The sequence below is a fragment of the Micrococcales bacterium genome, assembly GCA_009784895.1.
Classification (GTDB): Bacteria; Actinomycetota; Actinomycetes; order Actinomycetales; family WQXJ01; genus WQXJ01.
In genome coordinates, this window is sequence record WQXJ01000003.1 from 1 (window position 1) to 24,674 (window position 24,674).

Consider the following 24,674-nt stretch of genomic DNA (forward strand, 5'->3'; position numbering starts at 1 on the left):
GTATTGGTCTTGCACCCAGATACGAGCCCAACCCAGTTTCCGCCCGTCAGCCATATTCGCGCTCGGATCAGTGTCCAACGAATTCAACGTCTTCTGCCAATCAACCGGACCAGGTTTGAACCTCAGCAGCCGGTTGGTCTGATACGGCACGTCCACAGCTGAGCCACTCTGGGTTGTCCACACCGAGACGGTGTAATCCCCGGCCACCGTTGCCGAGACAGTAGCCGTATAGACACCCAAGGCCTGGCGGGTCCACGCGCCGATAGTCGCGGCCGTACCAGCCGGCAACTCGGCTTTGGCTGCCAGGGCGGCTAGTTCACTACTGGTTAGGTCGACTGGCTGGTCAGCCACGTTGAAGGCATACAAGGTGATAACCGCACCGGCCGTGCCCACTTCGGTTTCAGCCGGTGGGATAGGCGTAGCCGTGAAGTAGGAGTGGGTGACATCCCAATACTGGGCGATAAACGCCGCTGAGAGGGTTGGGGTCAAAGCGATCGGGGCTTGACCCGGCCAGGTGTACGAGAAGTCGAGACTATAGGTGGTCGGTGTGGTCGAGGTGACCTGGATCTTGTACGTGCCATTAGGGCCCTGCACCGGATCCGTTAGGACCGCACCGTTTGGCGTCACGGCCACTGAGTAGCGGTTTAGCGCTGGTGTGGCGTCATACCAGTCGGTCACCGGGTTATCGTTCGCATCAACCAGTACGGCGGTGACTTCGTAACAATCATTACCGTCAGCGAACACACCCGGATGGGCCGGCGTAATCGCCACACACGGTGCGATTGTCAGAGACGATTTACCCGGGTCGGGTGGACCAGGAATGAAATGAGCGATCGTGTTCGGGTTCGGTGTCGCCAACGTGGTGATCTCGGTGGTGCCCTGATAGAACACGCGGATCAAATGATCGCCACTATCGGTGCCACTAACCGTGGCCGTGTACTCACCCAGTGTCGATGTTGGACTGAACGCCGAGAACGTTAGGGCCACACCAGCCGGTCCGGTAGCAGATAGTTGTGCTTCCCGTCCAGTCATAGGCACACCGGTTGTACTGATCATCATCACGGTGATAGTTCCCGTGTCATTGCCGTCAGCCACAATCGGATCGGGTGAGACTCGTTTCGTGGTCTTAGTCAAGTCCGGGTCATCGCCTTCCCGGAAAGTCAACGTTTGGGGGGACTTCTGGTTAGCGGGCAGGCTCACCGGATGGCCGACATCGGCCCCGTTGTATTTGGCCGAAACAACATAGTCGCCCTCCGGTGCCACCGCAGTCACCGTCACCACAGCCAAACCCAAAGGTGACGTCAAGATCGGTTGAGCCGCGGCCCCTGGGGTCATGGTCGCGCCACCCGCCGTCGGTGTGCTGGGCGAGGTGGTCACACTAAAGGTGACCGGCTCGTCCTCGATGGCGTTGTGACCGTTCTCGTCCATTACCTCGGCGGTCACCGTGTAAGCCGCGGTCCCGTCCGGGGTCAAGCCGGAAGACGCCGCAGGGCTGACTAGCATCCTGGTTTGGTTATGATCCGGGTCAGACCAGACGTCGAATTCGGCTGGTTTGGTGCCAATATCGACTGACCCGCCGCCGGTTTGGGTGCCGGCAGCTTTGATTTGACGCACATCAGCGTAGATCGAATAGATTCGGATCGTGTAAACCCCGGTCTCGCATTCCCCGGCCACTAGCGGCACGGAACAGGTGACAGCCAGGGCGTTGTCGGCCCCGGTCAACGGCGGGTCAGACTGGGTCGACCAGAAACGGGCACCGTTAAGCCTGAGTGGCGCGGCGGTGACATCGGACATGGTGATCCGGCCTACCCCGTCGGTCACCGGGTTGTCGTTACGGCCTACTAGGGTGATAACACCCTCATAGAAACCCCACGTGCTCGGCAGTTTGGAAGCGAACTGCCAATCCGCGTAAGGCATGGGCGACTTAGGTGTGATCACGAAACTGGAATAAGACGTACAAGCCGGATCAGGGTCGCCCTCGACACAGATCTTGGTTTCAGGTTTGAAGGTGGCTGGCCGGGTGCCTAATGATTGTGGCGTGCCGGCCTCGCTGTAGGTGACGGTGACTTGCAGAGTGCCGGCCCTGATAGTCCTGATACGGAAGGTGTAGTCGCCGCTACCAGGAGCGGTCTCAGCCAGGTTGTCGATCCAGTAATCGGTGCCTTGGGTCAGCGTGCTACCTCCCAGGGTCACCGAAACCGACAAGTCGGAGACTTTCCCAGTCAAGGGGTTGTCGTTGCAGTCCCGCAACCGCACCGTCGCGTTGCGATAGTCGGTGCCGTCAGCAAACCTGTCACCAGTGTTATCTAGTTCGAAAGCCGTGGCCGGCGGCGGCAAACACAGTCCGCTCGGTTCGTAAACAACGGTGGCCGGAGAATTGGTCACGTCGGTTTGCACACTCGTCACCGGATGCGCAATGGTGGCGCGAATCCTGAACGAACCCGCCTCGGTTGATGTCAGCGTGACAGAGCAGCTACCCGCGGCCAGTGTGTCGCATGAAGCCGCTGAAAGCACAGTCTTGGCCGTGTCAACAGCCGAGCCATCGGCCCGGGTGACGGTGAAGCTGACAGTCTGGCTTGACACCGGGTTGCCGTCGCTGTCATTGATCGTGGCAGTGGCCGTGTAGGTGTTGGCCGCGCCGGTGCTAACTGTCAGCGGACCGGGCGGAGTGACGGTCAGCAACGACTCATCCGGGTCACCGGGCCCAGCCGTAAACACCACCGATTGGGGGCTGGCCTTGGCCGGGTCGCCATTGCCGCCCAGGGCCGTGCCAGTCACGGTGGCGGCGACGCTGACGGTCTCAGCCACTTTGTCAGTTAGGGTCACCTGGCAGGTGCCCAGCGTGGCCGGTACGTCGGAAGTGAGGCAGTAGGTCGAAGCCTCCCGGGGCGAATCGGCCAAACCGAAAGTAGCGCTGCCATTAACGCTTAAGTCGGCCCTGGCATTGGGCACCAGGTAGCCGTTGGCGTCACGCAGCGTCACGGTGGCCACCACCGGGCCGCGCACAGCCTGGCTGGACCTATCCAGCTCAAGAGTGGATTTGGCTGGATCTGGCAGCCCAACCTCGTAGGGCACGGTGGCGGTGGCTGGAGTTGATTCGACTCGACCACCGCCATCGGTGCCCGCCGCCACCACGGTGAAGACAATCGAACCGGCGGCAATATCGGTGGCCGTGACGGTGTAGGTCCCGCTGCAGGTGGTAGTGGCGCTAGGTGCCAGGCTGGTGGCGACACAAGTCACCGTGGGAGCGCCGCCAGAACCGGTGAACGACTGCGACTCAATCACCGGGTTTTGCAGGGTTGTGGCGCCAGTGTTGCGGACCGTGAAGGTGAAAGTGATCGAGTCCCCTGGCATCTTCATGGTGCCTGGATCGCTGGCCGCCACAGTCAGGCTGCGGTTGCCGGTGGCCTGGACCGTGACCGAATCTGGATCGGAGAGGGTGCGAACCTCAGCGTCTTGGGCTAGAGCCGAGGCCCGGGCGGTCAACTGGACTTGGCCGGCATCAAGATCTGCCTGAGTGACGGTGTAAGTGACCTGGCAGGTGGTTGAGGCACCCGAAGCCAATGTGGTGGCGGCACAGGTGATGGCGCCAATTGAGCCTGTCCCTGAGAACGCTGTCCTGGCGACTTGCAGGTCGTTGACCGCAGCAGCCCCGGTGTTGGTGACGTCAAAGGTGTAGGTGATTGTGTTGCCAGCGGCCGTCACCAGGGTTGGGCTGGCCGAGACGGCCAGCTCCAACTGAGAGGTCCGCAAGGTGGCGTCGGCTGGAGGATTGAGACCATTCATGGTCACAGTCGTCCCGGGCAGCACATAGGTCCCATTGCTCAGGGCGGTAACCGGTACCAAGACTTCACAATAGCTTTGACCGGCGGACAGGTTGCCGCTGGCGGTAACGACGCCGCCCGCGGTTGTGGCCGAGCCACCAGTACATGTGGTTGTGGTCGCACCGTTGGTGGTGACACCGGCCGGTAGCGGGGCTGAGAAGGACCAACCTTCTTTGGTTTGTAGGTCAGTGGTGTTGGTGATGGTAAAGGTCAAGACACTGTCACCAGCCACAGGGATAGCTGGCGGCTTGAACTCTGAATCTAGCTGTGGCGTCATGTCAATGATTTCCGGCAGGTCAAAGGCGGCGTCGTTGCCGGTGCCGGAAGCCTGGGCGTTGTAAAGGCGGAAACCAAGATCAAAAGTGCCGGTGCCCAGCAAAACTGGTTTGGCCTGCAGGTGATTAACTGTGGCGTTCCCAATTCTTGTTCCATTGACACAGGGATTGAGGTTTGAAGCCAGCTGGGTGACGGCCCCATTGACCACCAGTTCAAACCGGAGCTGCGGATCCTGGTAGTTGCGAGGCGGATCCTCGTAGTAACAGTTGACTGCTGCAAACCAGGCGGAGACACCATAGAACTTGCCACCTGGCACACCGGGGACCAGATTGTTTGCGCTTTGCAGCATGTAGCCAGCCGCCTGCGTCTCATTGGTCTTGTTGGTGGCGGCGGAAAGCGCGTTGTTGGAGCTAGCCGCCGAACCCTGCCCTTGAGCCTGACCCATGGCCAGAGCCATCGCCCTAAGCTGGTTCCACATGTACTGGGTGCTGCGGACACAGCCATGGTCCTGCAAGGAAGTTGGCGAGGTCATGTTGCCGTTGTTCAGTACCCAGCCATTGCAGGCGCCTTGCTGCAGAACGTCGTCAGGAAGGGGCGGCAGCCAGGCGGTATCTGCCGTGTACCTGGCCGGCCCGCCTGGCGGATAGTTCCTCAAGGACAGCGGGCCGCCCACGGTGCCATCACCAAAGGTCTCTGAGAACACCGGCGTGGGATCCTGGGGGATGCGCGGCTGCCCAGGCACACCCGCTTGGGCTTCGGGAGGCTGCTCCACCCAGCTTTGGATCAGGGCTAGACCTCCAATGGCCAAAGTGGCGGCCACTGTCCAGGCGGTCACCTTGGCAAGGCTCCTGAGTTTGCTACCGCTGGTGGTGATGGGGTGGGTGTTGGGCGAACTGGTATTCACGTGTGATCCTTTAGCAAATGAGGCTTTTAGCCAGGATTCGGATGGGGGTCAGCTTTGGAGCCAAGGGCACTGGCAGCTGGACTACAGCAGGCGGCACCAGGTTGGCTAGAGCTGCGGCGCGACAACGGCGCGCGGCATTAGACGGCGCAAGTATGCGCCGCTAGGAGACTCAGACAGGCCTATGCGCCCAGTGGTTGAGGGGGTCCCAAACTAAGTGGGGTGCTTTCGGTTTGCACCTAGGCAAACAGCGTGGCGCACGCCGGCCACTGTCGCTCCGAAGGGGTGACCCTCCGGCTTCGAAGGCGAGGCTACCTTCTTGCATTTTGTGCTCCTTTTTCGGTCCCTATCGGCAGTAATAGGTGACGGAATTCAAGTTACACTCCAGGTCTGCTTGGGCCCCGTAAGGTGGGTGCTACTACGCAGCTGCAAATGGGGAAACTGCTGTTTGCTGCCGCTTCCGGAATGGGCCACTAGGTAATTACCCCTCATTTTGACCTAAGACACCTGCCTGGCCGGTTCAGTGGGCTGGAGGCAAAGACACGGGCCGGCACCGAGCTCGAGCGGCCCGGTACCGGCCCAAAAAGTGACTGTAGTTACAGCGCGTGGATGATGTCCTCCATCCGGTCTTTGGCATCACCGAAGCACATGGCCGAGTTGTCCCGGAAGAACAGCGGATTCTGCACCCCGGCGTAACCGGTGGCCATTGACCGCTTGAAAATAACGACTTGACCTGACTCCCAAACGTGGCACACCGGCATGCCGGCGATGGGCGAATTCGGGTCGGTCAGCGCCTCGGGGTTGACCACATCGTTGGCGCCAATCACCAAGACAACGTCGGTGTCCGGGAAGTCGTCGTTGATCTCATCCATTTCAAGGACGATGTCGTAGGGCACCTTGGCCTCGGCCAGCAGCACGTTCATGTGGCCGGGCAGGCGGCCCGCCACCGGGTGGATGGCGAAACGCGTCTCAATGCCCCTATCACGCAGCTTCTGCGTCAGATTGGCGACCGAGCCCTGGGCCTGGGCCACGGCCATGCCATAACCCGGCACAATGATGACCGATTTGGACTCTTTGAGCAGTTCAGCCACCTCGGTGGCGACCAGCTCGCTGTGCTGACCGTATTCCTTGGCCTCGCCCACGACTTGACCATCTGAACCGAAGCCTCCGGCAATGACAGACAAGAATCGCCGGTTCATGCCCTTGGACATGATGTAGCTGAGGTAGGCGCCAGACGAGCCGACCAGCGCGCCGGTGATGATCAACAGATCATTACCCAGGGTGAAGCCGGCCGCCGCAGCCGCCCAACCGGAGTAGGAGTTCAGCATCGAGACGACCACGGGCATGTCTCCGCCGCCAATAGCCGTGACCATATGCACACCCAGCCCTAGTGCCAGTAGCGTCACCACTGCGGTCAAGACCAGACCAAGTGTCGGGTTGGAACCACCGACATGGGAGTTATTGGGCAAGGCCACAAACCAGGCCGTCAGGCCAATGAATACGGCCACCACACCAAGGTTGATGATGTTGTGTTTGGGCAGAGCCAACGGCGCCGAGCGCATTTTGGCGCTTAGTTTCAGGTAGGCGATGATCGAGCCGGTGAAGGTGACCGCGCCAATGAAAATGCCAATGTAGAGCTCGGCGTAGTGGACCTTATCCCCCGCGTGACCTGGCTCCAGATAGGAGACCCAGCCCACCAGCACGGCGGCCAGGCCAACAAAGGAGTGCAGTAGGGCGATTAGTTCTGGCATACCCGTCATCTCGACCCGCAGGGCCTTGAAGACGCCAAAAGCCGCGCCCAGGCCCATGGCCCCGACGATGGCGATAATCACCCAGGTGGGGGCGGCCGGCATGACTGTCAGGCCTTCGCTGGACTTGACCTTGAAAACGGTCGCCAGGATGGTAATGATCAGGGCCAGCGACATGCCGATGATGCCGAAGGTGTTGCCCTGCTTCGAGGTCTCGTGTTTGGACAAGCCGGCTAGTGCCAGGATGAACAGTAGGCCGGCAATGATGTAGGAGCCAGTCAGAAGTGAATATGACATCTTCTATCAGCCCCTCGTAAACATCTTGAGCATGCGGTGGGTCACCAAGAACCCACCGAACACATTGATTGAGGCCAATAGCAGGCCGCCAATGGCCAGTACGGCGATGGCCACCGAATGGTCAGCCGATTTCAACCCCAACAGCGAGCCGACAATGATGATGCCGCTAATGGCGTTGGTCACGCTCATCAGCGGGGTGTGCAGCGAATGGTGAACGTTACCAATGACGTAATAGCCAATCACCACCGCCAACATAAAGACCATGAAGTGGCCAAGCAGACCGGTCGGTGACACCCAGAACAGGGCCAGCACAGCTGCCAGGCAAATGCCCATGGCGGTGAATTGGACCTTGGGGTCACGCTTTTGACCATGCACAATTTTGATCTCGGCGGCCTGAGTGACCGGGGCGCTGGAGGCAGCCGGCGCGGCCGAAACGGCCACCTCCGGTGGCGGCCAAGTAACCGCGCCTTCATGTGCCACCAAGGTGCCGCGTTGGACCACATCTTCTAGGTCCAACACCAGCTCGCCGTCTTTGCCAGGGGTCAGTAGCTTCATCAGGTTGACAATGTTTTGGGAGTACAGCTGCGAGGCTTGGGTAGGTAGGCGCCCAGCTAGGTCGGTGTAGCCAATGATCTTGACACCATTGGCTGTGGTGACGACTTGGTCAGCCACTGACCCGGCGACATTGCCACCGGCCCCGGCGGCCATGTCAACAATCACCGAACCGGGTTTCATTGAAGCAACCATTTCTTCAGTCAGCAACCGCGGCGCCGGCTTGCCCGGGATCAGGGCGGTGGTGATGACAATGTCGCAGTCCTTGACCTGTTCGGCGTACATCCGCCCGGCCGCAGCGGCATAATCCGCGCTGGCCTCCTTGGCGTAACCGTCGGTCGACTCCTGAGCCTCGGCCTCGACCTCGACAAACTCCGCACCCATCGAGATGACTTGCTCGGCCACGTCGGCGCGAATATCGGTGGCTTTGACAATGGCCCCAAGGGCCCCGGCCGTGCCAATCGCGGCCAGGCCGGCCACACCGGCACCGGAAACGAAAACCTTGGCCGGCGGCACCTTGCCGGCGGCCGTGATTTGGCCGGTGAAGAAAGAACCGAATTGCTCAGCCGCCTCAATCACGGCCCTATAGCCGGCAATATTGGCCATCGAGGAGATCACGTCGAGCGCCTGGGCCCGCGAAATGCGCGGCACCGAGTCCATTGCCAACACGGTTAGGTTCCGCGCCGCCAGGGCCTTGAGCAGTTCCGGCGACCGAGGCGCCTCGACCAGGCTGATCAGTGTGGCGCCCTCGGCCATCAGGCCGATCTCCGCCTCGGTGGGCGGGTTTATCTTGGTCACCACTTGGGCCGCCCAAGCCTCGTTCTTGGCCACGACCTGGGCGCCGGCACTGGCAAATTGCGAATCCGGGAAGGCCGCCTGGGCGCCGGCGCCGGACTCGATCACCACCTCGTAGCCCAATTTGATCAGCTGTGCCACCGACTTGGGGCTGGCCGCGACCCTGGTCTCGCCCGTCAGTGACTCCTTGGGAACACCTATTCGCATTCCATCTAGTCCTTTCCTTGGTTTTCCAATTGCATGATTTGCTTTTCGAGGCTGCGCGTGGCCTGACGTAGTTCCGTTTCGGCATCGAGGCCCTGGCTTTCCGCCAGTCGCACCGTGCCAATTAGCCGTTCGCCCAAACCGTCGTTTTGATTTGTCTTGACCTCAAGACCGGCCCGCTTGGCCCGGGCCACCACCTTCTGGGCCCTGGCCAGAGCCGATTGGGCCAGTGGGATGCCGTCCAAAACCGAGGTCCGGGCCTTTTCTTGGGCCTTGATCTGGTCCCAGCGGGCGTGGGCCTGGTCGGGAGTCAGGGCCGCACTTGAATCTTCAGCTGGGCCAAAGACCTGAGGGTGGCGACGCACCAGCTTATCCGCCACTTCGTTGGCAATGTCATCTAGGTTGAACGGATCCGGCTCGCTGGCAGCAATGGCGGCGTGAAAGACGACCTGCAGCAGTACATCGCCCAGTTCCTCACGCAGTTCTTGCCGGTCGCCAGATTCGATCGCGTCAGCCGCCTCATAGGCCTCTTCGAGCAAGTGGCGCACTAGCGACAAATGGTCCTGGGCAGCATCCCAAGGGCAACCGCCAGGGGCACGCAACCGGTCCATGGTCTGGACCAGATAAGCCACCCCCTGACATCCACCCGGTACTCCAGACCCGGACCCTGCTGCGCTCATGGAGCCGGCTCAGCGACCTGTTCGGCGAAAGGCACCAGCCAAGGGAATTCACCGGTGGGATCCAGCGACGCGCCGGGATCCAAGCCAAAGGTGCCGTATTCCGGGGCCAGCTTGACCTCGGCGATGATCTCGTCGTCGACCTCTGGGCCAAAAAGACCAGCCGGCGACTGGGTCTGTCCGGTGGCATAGGCCCAGACAAACATCCGGCCAGTCATGATGTACAAGGCGGTGTCGTCAAGCTTTGGCAAGGCGTCCATGTCAACCGACTCTTCCGGCAGCCCGGTCAAGTACAGGACTAGTTGGGGCATATCAAAGACCGGCATGGGGGTGCCCGCCATGGGCAGGATCACCTGTAGATAACAGAACCAGCCCAGCATGTGAACGGCGCCCCTGGCCGTCAGTGGCGTCATCACCTGCGCCGGATTGCCGGTGCCGGTTCTCATGGCCCTGAGCAGGTCCATATTTTCATCCAAGACCTTGTTTTGCTGGTCGACCTCACCCCAGCTCGACCCGGCCAACGCCTCGTTGCGGCTCTTGGTGGCGACGTGGATTTGGTCCTTGACCACCGGTTCGCCATACTGCCTGGCCACGGCGCGGGTGAAGGCGTTGATCTGGTCAGTGGCTTGCTTAACCTCAGCCACGGTGAACTGCCGGTCGCCAAAAGCCAAGGCGACGGTTTCGTCATCGGCCGCGTTTTTGCCTCCACCTTGGGCGCAGCCGCCCACGCCAGTCATCACCAGCGCGGCCGCAACCAAACCAACAATTGCGCGCAGTCGTCTTGCAGAGCTCACGGGGGGCTTCCCTTCTTCATGGCACCGGCGGCGCATCCGGCCTGGCCGGCGCATCACCGCAATACATCCTATGATTCAATTCGGCTCGGTTTCTGTGACCAGGTCCTGGACCAGGTCGGTCAGCCAGCGTACCAAGTCGGGGCCGACCGCCGCAGCCTGGCCCAGTTGGGCCGGCCTGGGCAAGGCCACCAGGACGGTGCGAAGGGCCGGTTTGATGACCGTACCTTTGCAGATCCGCGAGAGCCGGAGCTGTTTCGATTCGGGAAGCTCAAGCGGGTGTAAACGGATATAGCGGCCCTGAGCCGAAATCTCGCTAATTCCAGCCGCCCGGGCCGCCCAACGCAGCCGGGTGACATCGAATAGAGCCTCAGTTGGGGCGGGCGGTGTGCCGTAGCGGTCCGCCAATTCGCTTTGGACCTCATCCAAATCTCTCTGGTTCGAGGCCGCCGCGATCTTGGTGTAAGCCTCCAGGCGCAACCGGTCGTGGTCAATGTAGTCCTGCGGGATGTGGGCGTCGACAGGTAGTTCAACAGTGACCTCCGCTGCCGGCTGGGCCTCACCTTTGGAGGCCGCCACGGCCTCAGAAATCATCCTGAGGTACAGATCAAAACCAACCCCGGCAATATGGCCGGATTGTTCGCCGCCCAGTAAGTTGCCGGCGCCCCTGATCTCCAGGTCTTTCATCGCCACCTGCATACCGGCGCCCAGCTCAGACTGGGTGGCAATAGTGGTCAACCGGTCATGGGCTGTTTCGGTCAGGGTCTCGCCGGCCGGGTAAAGGAAATAGGCGTAAGCCCGCTCCCTGCCCCGGCCCACCCGGCCGCGCAATTGGTGCAGCTGCGGCAGGCCAAACTTCGAAGCCCCGTCAACGATCAAAGTGTTGGCATTAGCAATATCGAGTCCAGTTTCAATGATGGTGGTGCAGACCAACAAGTCAATCTTCTTGTCCCAAAAATCGATAATGACCTGCTCCAACTGGTTTTCGCTCATCTGGCCGTGGGCCACCGCCACACGGGCTTCCGGCACCAGCTGGCTGACCTGGGCGGCCACCTTGTTAATAGAACGGACTCGGTTGTGGACATAGAAGACCTGGCCGTCGCGCAGTAATTCGCGCCGGATGGCGGCGGCCGTTTGCCCAGGCGTGGCCGGCCCCACAAAAGTCAAAACCGGCTGGCGCTCTTCCGGCGGTGTGGCCAGGGTCGACATTTCTCGGATGCCGGAAACCGCCATTTCCAAGGTCCGCGGGATCGGTGTGGCGCTCATTGACAGCACGTCGACCGTGGGCCACTGGGCCTTCAGTGTCTCCTTGTGCTCAACCCCGAATCGCTGTTCCTCATCGACTATGACCAGACCCAAGTCTTTGAAGCGGACAGTGCCAGTCAGCAGCGCATGTGTGCCGATGACCACATCGACCTGACCCTGAGCCAGCTCGGTCTTGGTCTGTTCAGCTTCGCGCTCGGATTGGAAACGAGACAGCGGTTTGACCGTCACCGGGAACGGAGCCAAGCGGTCAGCAAAGGTCTCGAGGTGCTGGCGCACCAGCAACGTGGTGGGCGCCAGCACGGCCACCTGTTTGGAGTCTTGGACCGCCTTGAAAGCCGCCCTAACCGCGATTTCGGTTTTGCCGTAGCCAACATCACCGCAGATCAGGCGGTCCATTGGCGCCAGGCGCTCCATATCGCCTTTGACCTCGTCAATGCTGCCCAGTTGATCTGGCGTCTCAACGTAAGCGAAGGCGTCTTCAAGCTCACGTTGCCAGGGTGTGTCAGGCGAAAAGGCGAAACCCTTGGTGGCCATGCGTTTGGCGTAGAGCCTGATGAGCTCGCCAGCCATGTCTTGGACGGCTCGGCGGGCTCTAGCCTTGGTGGCGGACCAATCCGCACCGCCCAGTTTCGACAGCGCCGGGTTCTCCCCGCCCATGTACTTGGTCACTTGGTCCAGCGAATCGGTTGGCACATAAAGCCGGTCTGGGCCCTGGCCGCGACGCGAGGCGGCATATTCCATAACCAGGTATTCGCGGGTCGCCTTGGTCGCGCCGCTGCCAACCGTCCGGCTAATCAGCTCGACAAACCGGCCCACACCGTGACGCTCGTGTACCACCAGGTCACCGGCCCTGAGCTGGAGCGGATCGACACCCGCCCGCCGCCTGGCCGGCAGCTTGCGCATGTAACGGGTGGTGGGCCCGGCCCGGCCAGCCAGGTCGCGTTCGCAAATGACGGCCAGTTTGAGACTGTCAATGACGTAGCCAGCCCCGGCGGCAGTGGTGACGTGGACCAGCCCAGGCTCGACCTTTGGTCCGATGGCCTCAACCAACCTGGCCGGTACGTCTTCGCCACTAAGGCGCTCGACTAGTCGTTTAGCCGGTCCGTGGCCTTCGGTTGTCAAGACCACCCGCCAGCCCTGGTGGACCCACTGTTTCAGCTGGTCGATGGCCTGGCCTAGGCGTTCTTGAAAACCAGGCGCAACCCCGGCTGCCACCTCTACGAACTCGACTTGAGCGGCGGCATCGGGCATCCGGGCCGATGCCGTGTCCCCGTCTTCGCCTACAACCTCACCCTGGGTGGGCAGGCCAAAGCTACCCAGCGTCCACCAACTGTGGCCAGCGGCGGTGGCGTGGGCCTGCAACTGGTCCATGTCCCAGAAGGTGCCGGTTGATGCTGGCCGGTCCGCCCCTAGCTGGCCCGCGTCTACCGCGTGCGACCCGGCGGAGGGCCTTGACCCTCCTAGGGCGGCCGCTTCCCAGGCCGCGGCCAGAAACTCGGCGTCGGTGGCTGCTAGGTCCTCGGCTCTGCGGCGCAGACGCTCAGGTTCAACCAAGACCAGCAGCGCGCCGGGCGGCAGCTGGTCCACCACCGGCACCATTTGCTCCACTAGCAGCGGGGTCAGTGCCTCCATGCCCTCGACCGCCAAACCCTGGCTGATCCGGGTGGCCATATCTTCTAGACCGGGCAGTTGGCTAGCCAGGTCTTTGGCTCGCTGCCTGACGTCACTGGTCAGCAGCAATTCGCGGCAGGCCGGCGCCCAGAGTCCATCTGGTGCTGGGTCACTGGAACGTTGGCTGGCCACGGCGAAAAACCGGATCGACTCGACTTCATCACCCCAGAAGTCAATCCGGATGGGGTGGTCTTCGTTGGGGGCAAAGACATCCAAGATGCCGCCCCGCACGGCGTACTCGCCGCGTCTGGTGACCATGTCGACCCGGTTGTAGGCGGCGCGGCCCAGCTGGTCTGCGATCTGTCCTAGTTGAGCCTGCTGGCCGGTCTGCAGTCTGACCACCGGCACCTCGCCAAGCTGGCTGATGACAGGTTGGAGGATTGAGCGGATTGGCGTGCATAGCAGGCTGATGGGCCCGTGAGGGCCGGATTTGTCTGGGTGGGCCAGGCGGCGGAAGACGGCCATTCGCCTGGCCAAAGTGTCCGGCCTGGGCGACAGCCGTTCGTGGGGCAGTGTTTCCGGTGCCGGCAAGACGGCGATAGTGTCCGCCGGAATGAAGGCGGCGGCGGCTTTGGCTAGTTCCTCCGCTGCGGTGGTTGAACCCGTCACCGCCACTACCGGTGGCCCGCCGGCCTTGTTTGGGGCTTGGACCATGGCGGCCAGCAGGGCCGGCCAGATGCCGGCCACGGCCGAAATGGCCAGGCGGTCGGTCTGGCTCGAACCTGTTTTGGCCGTGCGGTCGGTCTTGTCTTGATCTGCCTGGGCCGGGCTGTCGCTTTGGCCCGGCTCGGTTGCCGATAGGCGTGCCACCGCCCGCTCGACAACCCGGCCAAAGCCTGACTCCTGGCGCAGGATCTGGCTCAGATTGGCCAGGCTCATGTTTGGTCTTTCGAATGGAACTTCAGTTGGGCACTGTCCAGGCCCTTCAGAACAATCATTTCGACCGCGTTGGCCGCCCGCTCGACCAAATCCGCCACGTCCGGGTTCTGGGCCTGAGGGAAGGGGCCAAGCACATAGTCCGCCGCCGCCACCTGGCCCGGGGGCCGGCCAATACCGGCCCTGACCCTGATGTAGTCCTTGGTACCCAAGGCCTTGGAAATGTCCTTCAGGCCGTTGTGGCCGCCCTCGCCGCCGCCGCGTTTGAGCTTGAGTTCGAAGGCCGGCAGGTCAAGGTCGTCATGAACCACAATGACGTGTTCGGGGTCAATACCAAAGTAGGCGACCAACTGGCTGACAGGGCCACCGGAAAGGTTCATGTAGCTGAGCGGTTTGGCCAACACCGCCCTGGGGCCAGGCACGCCGCCAGGCCCCAGGCCAATGCGCACGGCCGCCGCCAAGGCCCGCCCGTTCGCCCGGCTGGCAAACCCAACCCCGGTCCTGGCGGCCAGCTCATCAGCTACCAGGTAGCCCAGGTTGTGCCGGGTGGCGGCGTATTTGGCCCCAGGGTTGCCCAGACCTGCAATCAGCCACATCGACTTATCGCTTTGGTTATTCTTCCTCGGCTGGTGCTTCTTCGCCCTCGGCCTCGGCCAGCTCTTCGTCTTCTTCCTCGACCTCGGTGGGCAGTTCTTCTTCGATCACTCGTGGCACGGTCACAGTCACAATGACGGCTTCCGGCTCGGCCAGAGCCTCGACGTTGGCCGGCAAGACCAGGTCAGCCAGTCTAATGACGTCGCCTTCGGTCAGGCCGTCCACCGACACTGCAATGTGATCCGGCACTTGCAGGGCCTCAGCCCTGACCCGCAGTTCCTGCATATCCAAAATGGCAATGCCGGCCACTGGCTCGCCTTCGATCCGCATGGGCACATCGGCCTCGATCTTCTCGCCCCGCCTGACCACCTGCAGGTCGACATGCTCAAGCACGTCAGTCACCGGGTGGCGCTGGATTTCGCGGGCAATGGTCAGGCTCTTTTTGCCGTCCAGCTCGATCTCCAGCACGGCGTTGGCCTGGCGCAAAGCCAAATAGGTGCCATGGCCAGGTAGCGATACGTGAATCGGCATCTCGCCACGTGAATGCATTACAGCCGGCACCAGCCCGGCCCGGCGGGTGCGGCGGGCCGCACCCTTGCCAAATTCGGTCCGCGCCTCAGCTACGAGTTGGGTTTCTACCACCGGACTCCTCCAAACTTGTGGCCCGGTTTGCCGGGCTTGTCTTCAACTAGTTCATCAGCCCGGGCCAAGATGCGCGCCGGCCGCTGGCCTGGGCCAAAGGCCCTTGGCGCGCGCCGTGTCGATCACGGAGGCCCAAAGGGCCTCCCTCGCCTAGGCAACCGGGTCATCATACTCCACCTCCGCGGGCTCGAGTCTCAGCCGAAAGCGACCCTGGGCCGGATTTGGCCCGCTACCGCTTGATGGAGTTGGACTAGATCTTGCCGACTAGATCGGCACCAGGCTTGAGCACCTCGCCGCCAAAGGCCCATTTGGCTGGGCAGGCGTCGGACGGATTTGCCGCAACCCATTTGGCGGCCTTGACTTTGCGCAGCGTATCTGCGGCGTTGCGGCCAACCGGGCCGTCGGAGATCTCAATCGCCTTGATTTGACCCTCGGGGTCAACTAAGAAGGTGCCACGCTCGGCTAAGCCGGCATCTTCGATCATGACCTCAAAGCCGCGGCAGATTTGCCCAGTCGGGTCGCCCACCATGGGGAAGGCGATCTTGCCCACGGCCTCAGAGCTCTCGTGCCAGGCCAGGTGGGAGAAGTGGGTGTCGGTGGAAACCGAGTAGACCTCCACGCCCTCTTCTTGGAACTGGGGATACAGGTCCGCCAAGTCACTTAGTTCGGTGGGGCAGACGAAAGTGAAATCGGCCGGATAGAAGAAGACCACGGACCAGTGACCCAGCAGCGTTTGGTCGGTCATATCGTGGAAGTCGCCGTTCTGGTAGTAGGTGGCGGCGAACTCGGGGATGCGGGTGTTGAGACGGGACATGCTGTCTTGAACTCCTTTGGTTAGACCCTGTCTGGGGGTAGCTATGGTAACTATAAAGGACCGGAGCCCTTTGCCAATTCCCGTCCTCCCATTCCGCCACGGCGGGTGAGGTCTGGCCTGGGCGCCTGGCGGCTAGTCTACGGCCAAGAACAGGACTACTAGGCGTTGCCGTCAAACAGTGATGTGACCGAGCCGTCGTCGAAAACCTCGCGGATAGCCCGGGCGATTAGCGGCGCAATCGACAATACGGTCAGCTTCTCAAAACGCTGGTCCTCATCCAGTGGCAGCGTGTCGGTCACCACAACCTCGCTGATACACGACTTTTGCAGCCGTTCAACGGCCGGCCCAGACATGACCGCATGGGTCGAGGCGACCAAGACCTGGGCGGCGCCGTTGTCCTTTAGGGCCTGGGCAGCTTGAACAATGGTGCTGGCAGTGTCGATCATGTCATCGACTATGACGCAGGTCCGGCCTTCAACCTCACCGACCAGCTCATGCACTTTGACCTGATTGGCCATCGTTGGATCACGGCGTTTGTGGATTATCGCTAGAGGCGCCCCCAAGCGATCCGACCAGTGATCTGACAAACGCACCCGTCCGGCATCGGGCGAGACGATAGTCAACTTCGAGCGGTCTACCCGGGTGCGCACATAGTTGGCCAAGACCGGCAAAGCCCACAAGTGGTCAACCGGACCGTTGAAGAAACCCTGGATCTGGGAGGTGTGCAGGTCAACCGCCATTAGACGGTCGGCCCCGGCGGTTGTGAACAGATCCGCCATCAGCCTGGCGCTTATCGGTTCGCGGCCACGGTGCTTCTTGTCCTGACGGGCGTAGGCGTAGAACGGCGCCACCACTGTGGTCGACTTGGCTGAGGCCCGCTTGGCCGCGTCGCACATGATCAGGTGTTCCATTAACCATTGGTTTACTGGGCTGGTATGCGACTGAAGCACAAAAGCGCTGGCGCCCCTAACCGATTCGCCAAAGCGAACGTAAATCTCACCGTTGGCAAAGTCATAGGCGGAAGTTGGCACCAGATCGCAGTGCAGCTCGTCAGCCACCGCCTGGGCCAACTCTGGGTGGGCTCTGCCTGCGATCAGTACCATCCGCTTTTCTGTGTCGTGGCTAACGATCCCGCTGACCAAGGCCCTGTCCCCTCTGTTGCGCGTTCGGGTGGGTGTGGAGATGGAGTTGACGTTGCCAGTGGGAAGCCCTGCCCCCGAGGGAGTGCGGCTGACAAGCACAGCTTAGCGCCCGGAGGGGCGGGGTGGCCGCCAGGTGACTAAGCCGCGCCGTCTTCTTTGGTCTGAGCCTTTGCCGCGGCCTCTGCGCTATCCGAACCGGGGCGTTTGGCCGCCGTCCAGCCTTCGATGACGCGCTGGTCCTTGCCGCCCAGCGCCAATGCGCCCGGTGGCACGTCACCGCGAATGACCACACCAGCACCGGAGTAGGCGCCGGCTCCGACGTTGATAGGGGCCACCAGCACGTTGTTTGAGCCGATCCTGGCAGCCGGGCCAACCTCGCACTTCGATTTCTTGACGCCGTCGTAGTTGGCGAAAATTGAGCCAGCGCCAATATTGGCCGCCTGATGCACTATGGCGTCACCGACATAGGCCAAATGCGGCACTTTGGCTCCGTCGCCTATATCGGCCGCCTTGAGCTCGGTGAATGAACCGGCTTTGGTGTCCGCGCCTAGGACCGTGCCGGGCCTCAGATGCGTGAAAGGGCCAACGTTGGCGCGCGGGCCAATCACGGCCTGGTTGGCCACGGTCCGGTCGACCTTGGCGCCAGCCCCGACCTGGCAGTCAGTCAAGGTGGTATATGGGCCGATGACGGCGCCGGCCTCGGCTTTGGTGTTGCCCCTCAGATCGGTGCCCGGCTCGAGGGTGACATCCGGGGCTAGCTCGACCCCAGGTCCTATCTGGGTGCTGGCCGGGTCGACGATGGTGACACCATCCAGCATGGCGGCCTCAAGGCGGCGGGCGTTGATTTCCTGGGCCGCTTGGGCCAGTTGTTGGCGGTCATTGACGCCCTGAATGACATGGGGGTCCTCGCAAATCAGGGCGCGCACTGGCATGCCCGCCTGGCGGGCAAGTTCAACGGTGTCAGTCAAATAGACCTCGCCTTGGTCGTTGTCGTTGTCTACATGATCCAGGGTCTGGTGCAGGGCGCGGGCCTGGAAAACATAGGTGGCCGAGTTGATTTCGCAAATCTTGGCCTGTTCTTCGGTCGTATCGCGCTGCTCAACGATGGCCTCGACTTGGCCGTCGCCACCGCGAACAATGCGGCCGTAGCCATAGGGGTCCTCGACCTCGGCGCTGAGGATGGTGATGGCGTTGGAATCCGCCTGATGCGCTTGAAGCAGGGCTTTGAGGGTTTGCCCGTCTAACAGTGGTGTGTCGCTGGCCATCACCAACACTCCCCCAGCGGCCTTGACGCCGGCCGCGTCCATGGCGACCAGGGCGCATTGGACGGCCCGTCCCGTACCGGGAATGTCGTCTTGGTCCGCCACCAGCACGTTGGGGTCCAATGCCAGTGCTTCCGCCGCCACCTCATCGCGGCCGTTGCGCACCACCACCACGATTCGTTCAGGGTCAAGCTCAGCGCCAGCGGCCATGGCGTAACCCAGCAGGCTCCGGCCGGCAGCTTGGTGCAGCACCTTTGGCTTGATCGACTTCATCCTGGTGCCCTGTCCAGCGGCAAGGACTAAAACGACGGGTTTGAGCATGCAAAACTCCTGTTCGATTGGCGGCCAAGGAACGGGCGATGACGCTATTTCCTTGAACCAGGCTGTGCTGTTGTGTCCCGTTGGCCCAGGCCATCACTTGGCATCTGCCTTGACCGACGCGGCCGCTCCGCCCCCAGGACTCGAACCTGGACTAAGGGCACCAAAAACCCCTGTGCTGCCTATTACACCAAGGCGGAATGCGCCTACCTAGTTTGCCACGGATCGCCAAACAGACGAACCAGCCGGCAAGTCGCCGATCCGGCAGAATAGTGCCATGCCCCGCGCCAAGACCCAGCGAGCCCGTATGTCCGGCCACGAACGACGCGAGCAGTTATTGCTGGTGGCACGGTCGTTGTTCGCCGAAAAGGGCTTCGACTCAACCTCAGTGGAGGAGATCGCGGCCAGGGCCGAGGTCTCCAAGCCGGTGGTTTACGAACACTTTGGCGGCAAAGAGGGCATCTACGCCGTGGTGGTTGATAGGGAGGTCAAGGAGCTTTCGGATCGGCTGCGGCGGTCGCTTAGCTCGGAGGGTCATCCCAAACGGGTGGTCGAGCGGACCGCGCTGGAGCTACTGGACTACATCGAGGATCACGAAGACGGTTTCAGGATCCTGGTACGCGACTCACCCATGGCCCAGGCCACCGGCCCGTTTAGCTCAATGCTGGGTGATGTGGCCGGTCAGGTCGGCGCGCTACTTAGGCAAGAATTTGCCGTTCACAAGCTCGAACCAGCTAACTCGACGATTTACGCCCAAATGTTGGTCGGCATGATCGCCTTTACCGGCCAGTGGTGGCTGGAGGAACGTCAGCCGGATAAGACCCAAGTGGCGGCCCATTTGACTAACTTGGCCTGGAACGGCCTGCGCGGCATGGAGTCAAAGCCGCGGGTGGCCAACCCCAAAAACCAATAGCCAGCTGCTTGTAGTGTGAAGTCCGTGTCCGCAGCTTCCGAGAGACGGTCTGACGCCACCGAGCGCGTGATCTCGGCCTGGCGCCGCGAGCGCCCGGATCTGGAAGTGGCGCCAATGGAAACTTGGAGCCGGATCACGCTTCTGGCCAAGTACCTGGACCAGGCTCGCCGCGAGGTTCTAAGCGGTCACGGCCTGCAAAGCTGGGAGTTCGACGTGCTGGCGGACCTGCGCCGGGCCGGAGCGCCCTACGAGCTGAGACCGGGCCAAATGACCGCTCAGATGATGGTCACCAGTGGCACCATGACCAACCGGATTGACCGCCTCGAGGCCAGCGGCCTGGTTGAACGCCGCTCTGACGCGGCCGACGGCCGGGTCACCCAGGTTCGCTTGACTGATGCCGGCCGCGACGCGGTGGACGGTGCCCTGGCCGATCTGCTCCAACGCGAAGCCCAGTTGATGGCACCGCTGGCCCAGAGCCAGGGCGGCGATCTGGCGGCCATGTTGGGCACCTTGCTGGCCCGTTTCGAGGCTGAGGGCTCAGCCGGCCCGGGCGGCCGCGCCAGCTGATGGCTCATCTGCTTGGCGCCCAGTCGCTGTCGCTGACCTACCCCAATCGCGTGGTCTTGGACCAGGTCTCCCTGGGGCTGAGCGATGGCGACCGGGTCGGTGTAGTCGGTCGCAACGGCGACGGCAAGTCCTCCTTGCTGGGTCTGCTGGCTGGGCGTCTATTGCCCGATGCCGGCCGGGTCACCCACCCTGGTGATGTCACGATTGGCCTTTTGGAACAGACCGACCACTTGGACGCCCAGGCCACCGTCCGCCAAGTGGTGGTTGACGGCGCAGCTGACCACGTCTGGGCAGGGCAGGGCCAGGCCCGCGAGATCATGACTGCCCTGCTGGCCGATGTCCGGCTCGAGACGCCGGTAGGTGAGTTATCCGGCGGCCAGATGCGCCGAGCGGCCTTGGCCCGGATCCTATTGGGCAGCTGGGATGTGCTATGCCTAGACGAACCGACCAACCACCTAGACATGGTGGCCATTACTTGGCTGGCCGGCCACCTGCGGCAGCGCTGGCCACCTGGGCGCGGCGCCCTGCTGGTAGTGACCCATGACCGCTGGTTCCTTGATCAGGTCTCGAATGCAACCTGGGAGGTGCACAGTGGCCAGGTGACCGCCTTCGAAGGCGGTTACGCCGCCTACGTGCTGCGCCGAGTCGAACGCGACCAACAGGCAGCTGCCCAGGCTCAGCGCCGCCGGTCGTTGCTGCGCAAGGAGCTAGCCTGGCTGCGCCGCGGTGCTCCAGCCAGGACGTCAAAGCCAAAGTTCCGCCTGGACTTGGCCGAGGCCCTGATCGCCAATGAGCCGCCACCGCGCAACCAGGTCGAACTGGAACGTTTGGCCATGTGCCGCCTGGGCAAAGACGTGGCCGAGCTTGATGACGTCACCGCCGGCTTCAATGGCCGGCCGGTACTAAGCCACGTCAATTGGCTGATTGGCCCCGGCGACCGGATTGGCCTGCTCGGCGCCAACGGCGCTGGCAAAACCACCTTGCTAAGCCTGGTCGCAGGGTTAATGAAACCCATGTCCGGACGGGTCAAACGCGGCAAAACTGTCCGCGCGGCGACCCTGCATCAAGACCTGCGTGAACTAGGTGAATGGGAGGATCAGCCGGTTCGCCAGGTCATGGCCCGGATGAAAGCCAGCTACCAATCAGGTGGCCGGGCGGCCGGAGCTTGGACCGGTGGTGGCCGCCAGGCCACACCCGGTTGGAGCGCGGGCAGTCAAGAGATGACGCCTGGCGCCATTTTGGAGCGCCTTGGATTTGGCCCGGCCCATATGGCGACTTTGGTCCGGTCTTTGTCAGGCGGCCAGCGGCGGCGGCTGCAGTTGGCCATGGTGCTGATGGAAGAACCCAATGTTTTGATCCTGGATGAGCCGTCCAACGACCTAGACACCGACATGCTGGCCGCCATTGAGGACCTACTGGACTCCTGGCCAGGCACGCTGATCGTGGTGACACACGACCGCTACCTGATGGAACGCACCACCGACAGTCAGTGGGCCATCCTTGACGGCCACCTGCGCCACCTGCCGGGCGGCGTTGACCAATTCATCGAGCTGTCCTCCACCAGCCCGCCTGCCACTGGCGAGGTTGAGCCTAGGCATAAAACCTCACCCAACCAGCCCTCTTCCCGCCAGAGCGAGGTTTGGCCCAAGCCCGGCACCGGCCAACCCCCGACCCGCGAGACTGAGCCTTCGCATAAACCCAGCACCAGTCCTGGCCAAGATGACAGCGCCACCAAAGCCCCGGCATCGGACGCCAAAGCCATCCGGGCAGCCAAGAAACGATTGGCGGCGGTGGAACGACGCCTGGAGCGGCTGCGAGCCCAACGCGACCAAGTCAACGAGCAATTGATCCAGCACGACCCGACCGATTTCGCCGGCCTGGCTCCGCTGACCACCCGTCTAGCCGAACTGACTGAGGCCATCGCCGCAGAAGAAGACAGCTGGCTCGTCCTGGCCGACCAAGCCGGCCTGTAACCAGCCCAGTCCCGGCGGGAGGCAGGTTTGGCAGAATGTCCAACAGCACAGTCTCGCGGCAGCCAAGGATGCCGGTGCCGCGAGCCGAGGCAGGAGGTTGGACAAAGTGGCTGAGGCGAACCAGTCAGCATTCCGGGCCGAATACCACACCCTGGTGGTGGCCGCCTGCGAGTGGAGGGCCATGCAAGCCGACCCAGAGGTGCTGGCCGGGCGGGTCTTTGATCGCCTGGCCTGCCAGAACGCAGCGCCCGATCTGCACCAAGCCTTCCAGCTGGTCCAACAGGTCGTTGACGAGACTTATCGGGAAGACTCGGGCCGGCGCACAATCATGGAGGCGATCGCCGGCTCGCGCGGCGCTCCGCTGCCAAACGAACCGGCAGATAGTCAAGAGGCAGGCGCTTTGCGCCAGGCCCTGGCCCAGTTGGGCCGGCGGGAACGAGAGATCCTGCAACTGGCTTACTGGGATGAACTGGCGCGGCCGGAGATTGGCCTGGTGCTGGGACTCGAGGCCGTCGCGGTCGAGACCTGGCTCGAACGGGCCCAAGCCAGATTCGCCTTGCTGGCAGGGCGCCGGACCGGCATCGATGCGACCGGCGCCGATTCACCTGGCCTGCTGCGCTCGATCAAACCCGGTAACCGCAGCCGTTAGCAATAAGACTTGACCAGGCGCTGGGGTCCTAGCGGGCCAGCGGTCCAGGCGCCGGACCGGTGACAGTGTGGCAGCGCAATTCGGGGTTGGACTGGCCAATCACAGTGGCCAAATGCCTGGCGTGGGCCGGGCCGGCCGCCAGCACGGCCACAGTTGGCCCCGAACCGGTGACGATGGCACCCAGCGCCCCAACTTCCTTGGCCAACGCGATGGTTTCGACCAGAGGCGGACAAGCTTCGGTGGCGGCTGGCTGCAAATCGTTGCGCAGCCATTGGCCGATGTCACCGGCCTCACCTTGGCCAAGAGCCTCGACCAGTTGGCGTGGCGGCTGAGTGGGCAGGCTACGTTCGGCCCCAGCCCTAGCGCTGTCAAGGCGATCGAAGATAGCCGGAGTCGATAGCCCACCCCCTGGCCGAGTGGCCAAAACCCAATGCAGGGCGGCCGGGCAATCTAGGGTCTCGAGCTGTTCGCCGCGCCCCGATCCCAGAGCCGTGCCGCCATCGAGGCAAAAGTTGACATCCGAGCCCAGGCCGGCGGCCAGTTGGTGCAGTGCCGCCTTATCAAGTCCGGCCTGCCAATAACGGTTGGCCGCCACTAGGGCAGCGGCCGCGTCGGCGCTGCCTCCAGCCAGTCCTCCGGCCACCGGCACAGACTTGGTGATGTCGATTTTGACCTCGGCTGGCACACCAGCCACTTGAGCCACCGCGCGGACGGCTCGAACCGCCAGGTTTTCCTCACTCATTGGCACCAGTGCGCTGTCCAGGCCGTTCACAACCACCTCGATTTTGGCGGCCACCGGCGGTCGCAGCGTCACCTCTTCGTACAAGTCAACCGCCTGGAAGACAGTCAGGAGCGGGTGGTAGCCATCTGGCCTGGGTGATCCCGCCAGCAACAGCAGGTTGATTTTGGCCGGGGCGGTCACGGTGACATCGGCTATTTGGGTCGTCATGGCGCCTCCATCAGTCCAAGAGCCCCGGCAATTCTGGCGAAGTCGGGGGCAGCTAACTGCTCGCCACGCTGCGACGGTTCAACCTTGGCCTTGATTAGGGCAGCCTCGGCTGCCTCTTTCGAACCGGCCAGTCCCGACAGGGCCGAGCGCAAGGTCTTGCGCCGCTGGGCAAAGGCGGCGTCGATGACCCGGGCCACTGCCGGGTACTGGGCCGCCTTGAGATGCCCAAGCTCACTTAGGCTGCTGTGGGGTTCGTCAGTTGGGCCCCAACGTTGGAATAGGACAAGCGAACTGTCAACCCTTGGGACCGGGTAGAAGACGTTTCGGGGCACTTGGCCGGCCAGGCGGGCCGTGCCCCACCAGGCCAGTTTGGCGCTCGGTACGCCGTAGGTCCGCGAACCGGGTTTGGCCACCAGGCGGGCGGCTACCTCGGCCTGGACCATGACCAGGGCTTTGGTGATGAAGTCGAAGCGCTCGAGATAGGTCAGCAGCAGCGGCACAGCCACGTTGTAGGGCAGGTTGGCCACCAAGGCGGCCGGATTATGCCAAAGCTCGGTCTCGCGGGCTTGGGTGGGGGTATGCGAAAGCTCGGTCTCGCGGGAATTGGTTGGGCTGGAGGGGGTAGTGGTGGGGTTAGGGCTGGCCGGCAGCTCAGTCACATCCAAAGCGTTGGCCGTCACCACAGTTAGGCGATCGGCCAGGCCGGCCGCCCGCCCAGCCACTGTCAGGGGCAGTTGAGCCGCCAGGACAGGGTCAAGCTCGATAGCCGTGACATGGTGTCCGGCCGCCAACAGGGCCAAGGTCAGCGAACCCAAACCGGGGCCTACTTCAATGACGTGGGGGCCGGCATCGGCCAACTTGACAATCCGGCAGACCGTGCCCGGGTCTACTACAAAGTTCTGCCCTAGTGATTTGGACGGATGCAACTCCAGGCGCCGGCACAAGGACAGGACCTCGGAGGGGCCAAGCAGGC

General features: G+C 62.7%; 17 protein-coding genes and 1 tRNA gene. 4 read left to right on the top strand and 14 right to left on the bottom strand.

Annotated elements, in window-relative coordinates:
- From FWD29_00925 to FWD29_00980, 12 genes are all read right to left on the bottom strand, one after another.
- Nucleotides 1-5,004: Ig-like domain-containing protein (locus FWD29_00925; protein MCL2802509.1), on the bottom strand; the 5,004-nt coding region annotated here is incomplete at its 3' end.
- 593 nt (nt 5,005-5,597) lie between these two features.
- Nucleotides 5,598-7,046, bottom strand: a complete 1,449-nt coding sequence (locus FWD29_00930) for an NAD(P)(+) transhydrogenase (Re/Si-specific) subunit beta (GenBank protein ID MCL2802510.1) — start codon at nt 7,044-7,046, stop codon at nt 5,598-5,600.
- A gap of 6 nt (nt 7,047-7,052) precedes the next feature.
- Nucleotides 7,053-8,600, bottom strand: coding sequence for a Re/Si-specific NAD(P)(+) transhydrogenase subunit alpha (locus FWD29_00935; GenBank protein MCL2802511.1), 1,548 nt, complete (start codon nt 8,598-8,600; stop codon nt 7,053-7,055).
- A 5-nt stretch (nt 8,601-8,605) separates the two neighbouring features.
- Nucleotides 8,606-9,229, bottom strand: a complete 624-nt coding sequence (locus tag FWD29_00940; GenBank protein MCL2802512.1) for a MazG family protein — start codon at nt 9,227-9,229, stop codon at nt 8,606-8,608.
- 44 nt (nt 9,230-9,273) lie between these two features.
- Entirely contained in the window at nt 9,274-10,068 is a 795-nt protein-coding gene (locus tag FWD29_00945) for a hypothetical protein (protein MCL2802513.1), read from the bottom strand.
- Nucleotides 10,069-10,143: 75 nt separating this feature from the next.
- Entirely contained in the window at nt 10,144-13,881 is a 3,738-nt protein-coding gene (mfd, locus tag FWD29_00950) for a transcription-repair coupling factor (GenBank protein ID MCL2802514.1), read from the bottom strand.
- Complete coding sequence (pth, locus tag FWD29_00955; protein ID MCL2802515.1) at nt 13,878-14,474, bottom strand: aminoacyl-tRNA hydrolase; 597 nt, start codon at nt 14,472-14,474, stop codon at nt 13,878-13,880. The genes mfd and pth overlap by 4 nt, the downstream gene beginning before the upstream one ends.
- 16 nt (nt 14,475-14,490) lie before the next feature.
- Nucleotides 14,491-15,114, bottom strand: coding sequence for a 50S ribosomal protein L25/general stress protein Ctc (locus tag FWD29_00960; GenBank protein ID MCL2802516.1), 624 nt, complete (start codon nt 15,112-15,114; stop codon nt 14,491-14,493).
- A 250-nt stretch (nt 15,115-15,364) separates the two neighbouring features.
- Entirely contained in the window at nt 15,365-15,928 is a 564-nt protein-coding gene (gene ahpC / locus FWD29_00965) for an alkyl hydroperoxide reductase subunit C (GenBank protein ID MCL2802517.1), read from the bottom strand.
- 158 nt (nt 15,929-16,086) lie between these two features.
- Nucleotides 16,087-17,031 carry a ribose-phosphate diphosphokinase gene (locus FWD29_00970; GenBank protein MCL2802518.1) on the bottom strand — a complete coding sequence of 315 codons (945 nt, stop codon included), beginning with the start codon at nt 17,029-17,031 and terminating at the stop codon, nt 16,087-16,089.
- A gap of 176 nt (nt 17,032-17,207) precedes the next feature.
- A complete protein-coding gene (gene glmU / locus FWD29_00975) occupies nt 17,208-18,605 on the bottom strand; it encodes a bifunctional UDP-N-acetylglucosamine diphosphorylase/glucosamine-1-phosphate N-acetyltransferase GlmU (GenBank protein ID MCL2802519.1) in 1,398 nt (465 codons plus the stop codon).
- 173 nt (nt 18,606-18,778) lie between these two features.
- A tRNA-Gln gene (locus tag FWD29_00980) sits at nt 18,779-18,850 on the bottom strand.
- 107 nt (nt 18,851-18,957) lie between these two features.
- Between FWD29_00980 and FWD29_00985 the strand changes: the two genes are divergently transcribed.
- The 4 genes from FWD29_00985 to FWD29_01000 all read left to right on the top strand — a co-directional run bounded on the left by FWD29_00985 (nt 18,958) and on the right by FWD29_01000 (nt 22,752).
- Nucleotides 18,958-19,563, top strand: a complete 606-nt coding sequence (locus tag FWD29_00985; GenBank protein MCL2802520.1) for a TetR/AcrR family transcriptional regulator — start codon at nt 18,958-18,960, stop codon at nt 19,561-19,563.
- Nucleotides 19,564-19,587: 24 nt separating this feature from the next.
- A complete protein-coding gene (locus FWD29_00990) occupies nt 19,588-20,130 on the top strand; it encodes a MarR family transcriptional regulator (GenBank protein MCL2802521.1) in 543 nt (180 codons plus the stop codon).
- Nucleotides 20,130-22,103 carry an ATP-binding cassette domain-containing protein gene (locus FWD29_00995; GenBank protein MCL2802522.1) on the top strand — a complete coding sequence of 658 codons (1,974 nt, stop codon included), beginning with the start codon at nt 20,130-20,132 and terminating at the stop codon, nt 22,101-22,103. Before FWD29_00990 ends, FWD29_00995 begins: the two co-directional genes overlap by 1 nt.
- 106 nt (nt 22,104-22,209) lie before the next feature.
- Complete coding sequence (locus tag FWD29_01000; protein ID MCL2802523.1) at nt 22,210-22,752, top strand: hypothetical protein; 543 nt, start codon at nt 22,210-22,212, stop codon at nt 22,750-22,752.
- A 28-nt stretch (nt 22,753-22,780) separates the two neighbouring features.
- On the opposite strand, the gene FWD29_01005 is transcribed toward FWD29_01000, so the two are convergent.
- Together FWD29_01005 and rsmA are read right to left on the bottom strand one after the other, a co-directional pair.
- Nucleotides 22,781-23,701 (bottom strand): 4-(cytidine 5'-diphospho)-2-C-methyl-D-erythritol kinase, encoded by a 921-nt coding sequence (locus FWD29_01005; GenBank protein MCL2802524.1) that lies wholly within the window; start codon nt 23,699-23,701, stop codon nt 22,781-22,783.
- Nucleotides 23,698-24,672, bottom strand: a complete 975-nt coding sequence (gene rsmA, locus FWD29_01010; GenBank protein MCL2802525.1) for a 16S rRNA (adenine(1518)-N(6)/adenine(1519)-N(6))-dimethyltransferase RsmA — start codon at nt 24,670-24,672, stop codon at nt 23,698-23,700. Before rsmA ends, FWD29_01005 begins: the two co-directional genes overlap by 4 nt.
- Nucleotides 24,673-24,674 lie beyond the last annotated feature (2 nt).

Excerpts from the sequence above, each read along its gene's own strand:
- pth (MCL2802515.1), bottom strand. The coding sequence starts at position 14,474 with ATGTGGCTGATTGCAGGTCTGGGCAACCCTGGGGCCAAATACGCCGCC.
- FWD29_00985 (MCL2802520.1), top strand. The coding sequence starts at position 18,958 with ATGTCCGGCCACGAACGACGCGAGCAGTTATTGCTGGTGGCACGGTCG.
- glmU (MCL2802519.1), bottom strand. The coding sequence starts at position 18,605 with ATGAAGTCGATCAAGCCAAAGGTGCTGCACCAAGCTGCCGGCCGGAGC.
- FWD29_00995 (MCL2802522.1), top strand. The coding sequence starts at position 20,130 with ATGGCTCATCTGCTTGGCGCCCAGTCGCTGTCGCTGACCTACCCCAAT.
- FWD29_00930 (MCL2802510.1), bottom strand. The coding sequence starts at position 7,046 with ATGTCATATTCACTTCTGACTGGCTCCTACATCATTGCCGGCCTACTG.
- FWD29_01005 (MCL2802524.1), bottom strand. The coding sequence starts at position 23,701 with ATGACGACCCAAATAGCCGATGTCACCGTGACCGCCCCGGCCAAAATC.
- FWD29_00970 (MCL2802518.1), bottom strand. The coding sequence starts at position 17,031 with ATGGTACTGATCGCAGGCAGAGCCCACCCAGAGTTGGCCCAGGCGGTG.
- mfd (MCL2802514.1), bottom strand. The coding sequence starts at position 13,881 with ATGAGCCTGGCCAATCTGAGCCAGATCCTGCGCCAGGAGTCAGGCTTT.
- ahpC (MCL2802517.1), bottom strand. The coding sequence starts at position 15,928 with ATGTCCCGTCTCAACACCCGCATCCCCGAGTTCGCCGCCACCTACTAC.
- FWD29_00935 (MCL2802511.1), bottom strand. The coding sequence starts at position 8,600 with ATGCGAATAGGTGTTCCCAAGGAGTCACTGACGGGCGAGACCAGGGTC.